The following is a 2,170-nucleotide window of genomic DNA, read 5'->3' as shown; positions in this document are numbered from 1 at the left end:
TAACTCACCTCTCTCAGCCACAGGTCTGCCGACAGAAGAAGAACTCAAGCTACTGGAGCCGTTTCAGGAGCAGTTACCCAGTGAACTTTTCAAGCAAGCCGTCATTCTCCCCGTTTCAGACGGAAGCGGTAAAAACAGGGAGAATGTCAGGAAAGCTCTGGCTCTCTTCAAAAGAGCAGGATACCGGTTGGAAAACGGGCGGATGATAGATACAGCCTCAGGCAAGCCTCTCACTCTCAGCCTGCTGACCGAAGACCCTAAACAGGAACGTTTGTTACTTTCTTACCGTAAAAGTCTTGCTGACCTTGGCATAACATTGAACATAAAGACTCTCGACAAAAGCCTGTTTCGAAAAAGAGTCAGGGAGTCAGATTTCGAAATGGTGGACTGGTATTTCTGGCAGTCCACTTATCCGGGCAACGAGCTGTATCATATGTGGAGCAGTAAAGTCGTCATGGAAAAACAAAGTGGTAACATTGTCGGCATCAAAAACCCGGTCATTGACCACCTGCTAGCCGAGGCAACAAATGCAGACAGCTATGAAAAACTGATACCCATTGTCAGGGCTATGGACCGGGTACTGATGTGGGGCCACTACGTCATTCCCAAGTGGCATACTCAAAAGACTCATCTGGCTTACTGGCACCACCTTGGTCATCCACCACAAGACCATCTTTACTGGCTCGACCTGAGTAACTGGTGGTACAAGCCAGACAAGAATCCATGATTTTTCCATTTTGATCGCTTACCTCTCTCAATGAGCAATCTCTGGCCAAAAAGAAAATCACTATCAACAAGCTCTTGATTTGGTTTTTTTTCATCGGTAGAGTAGTTACCAATTTGCCTACAAAGACTTGCCTGTAAGCGCAGGCTTCTTTAACTTATTTTTAATGGCAACATAATGCCCATAGGCTGTCAGAGCTGAAACGTATACTGTGACGAACACACGCGAATGAGATCCGAAACTGGCTGTTCTGTTTCAAACACACGCCTGAGCAGGGTGCCGACCGGTATCAACAGTGGTCCGTTTTTCAGAAAAAGCTCCTTAATCAGGGGCTTTTTTTTGGTTTGTGCCCACCCTGTAGCTTCATCAGCTATTTGGCACCATCTCCCCATTCTTCACCCTTATTCAGGAACAGGTAACTCTTGATGGAAAACCAGCTCTATCTGAGGGACATCATTTCCATAGCAGACCTGAATCGTTCAGACCTCGAACAGATTCTGGAAACTGCCGCCCAGCTTAAAAGAGCACCACGTCCCGATCTGCTAGAGGGCAAGGTGATTGCCAGCTGCTTCTTTGAGGCTTCGACCCGAACCCGTCTCTCATTCGAAACCGCTGTACAGAGGCTGGGAGGAACCCTGATTGGTTTCTCTGACAGCAGTAACACCTCGGCCAAAAAAGGCGAAACACTGGCCGATTCAGTCAAAATCATCAGTTCTTATACTGATGCCTTCATCATGCGTCATCCTCAGGAAGGTGCGGCACGATTGGCCTCTGAATTCTCCAATGTCCCAATCATTAATGGCGGTGATGGTGCCAACCAGCACCCGACACAGACGTTGCTGGATCTTTTCAGTATTAGAGAATGTCAGGGGACACTGGACGACCTGACCATCACCTTTGTCGGTGACCTTAAATACGGCAGAACTGTTCACTCATTGGTTCAGGCCATGGCACTGTTCGGTGCCAAATTTAACTTTATTGCACCCGACGCGCTTTCAATGCCCGATTACCTGCTGGAAGAACTGGATGAAAAAGGTATTCGCTACCGCAAAGCCTGGAGCATTGAAGAAGTGGTGCCTGAGTCTGACATTATTTATATGACACGGGTTCAAAAAGAGCGCTTTGATGAAACTGAATACATGCACATGGCCTCTAAGTACATTCTGGGTGTCGAAAGCCTGAAAGGAGCCAGAGAGAGCCTGAAAATTCTTCACCCCCTGCCCCGGGTCAACGAAATAGAAGTGGCTGTTGATAATACGCCTCATGCTTACTATTTTCAGCAGGCCGAGAATGGGGTCTATGCCCGTCAGGCGCTCCTGGCTCTGGTTTTGAACAAAAGTATCTGAGGGAGACACTGCAGTGACTAACAAGCTTCAGGTTGAGGCCATTCGCAAAGGCACCGTCATTGACCATATCCCTGCCGGTCAAGGTGTTAAAATTCTGGAC

3 protein-coding genes are annotated in these 2,170 nt (G+C 47.9%); all 3 read left to right on the top strand.

The window, feature by feature from the left end; genetic code table 11:
• A partial coding sequence (locus KDK18_RS01115) for an ABC transporter substrate-binding protein (RefSeq protein ID WP_257252580.1) occupies positions 1–727 on the top strand: 727 nt, incomplete at its 5' end.
• Between the two features lie 422 nt (positions 728–1,149).
• Entirely contained in the window at positions 1,150–2,070 is a 921-nt protein-coding gene (pyrB, locus tag KDK18_RS01110; RefSeq protein WP_257252578.1) for an aspartate carbamoyltransferase, read from the top strand.
• Between the two features lie 13 nt (positions 2,071–2,083).
• Positions 2,084–2,170, top strand: an 87-nt coding sequence (locus tag KDK18_RS01105) for an aspartate carbamoyltransferase regulatory subunit (RefSeq protein WP_257252583.1), incomplete at its 3' end; no start/stop codon positions are given.

Source organism: Endozoicomonas sp. SESOKO3 (assembly GCF_024606255.1).
Note: the sequence above shows the minus strand (reverse complement) of the source record. Positions and strands in the feature narration are given on the sequence as shown.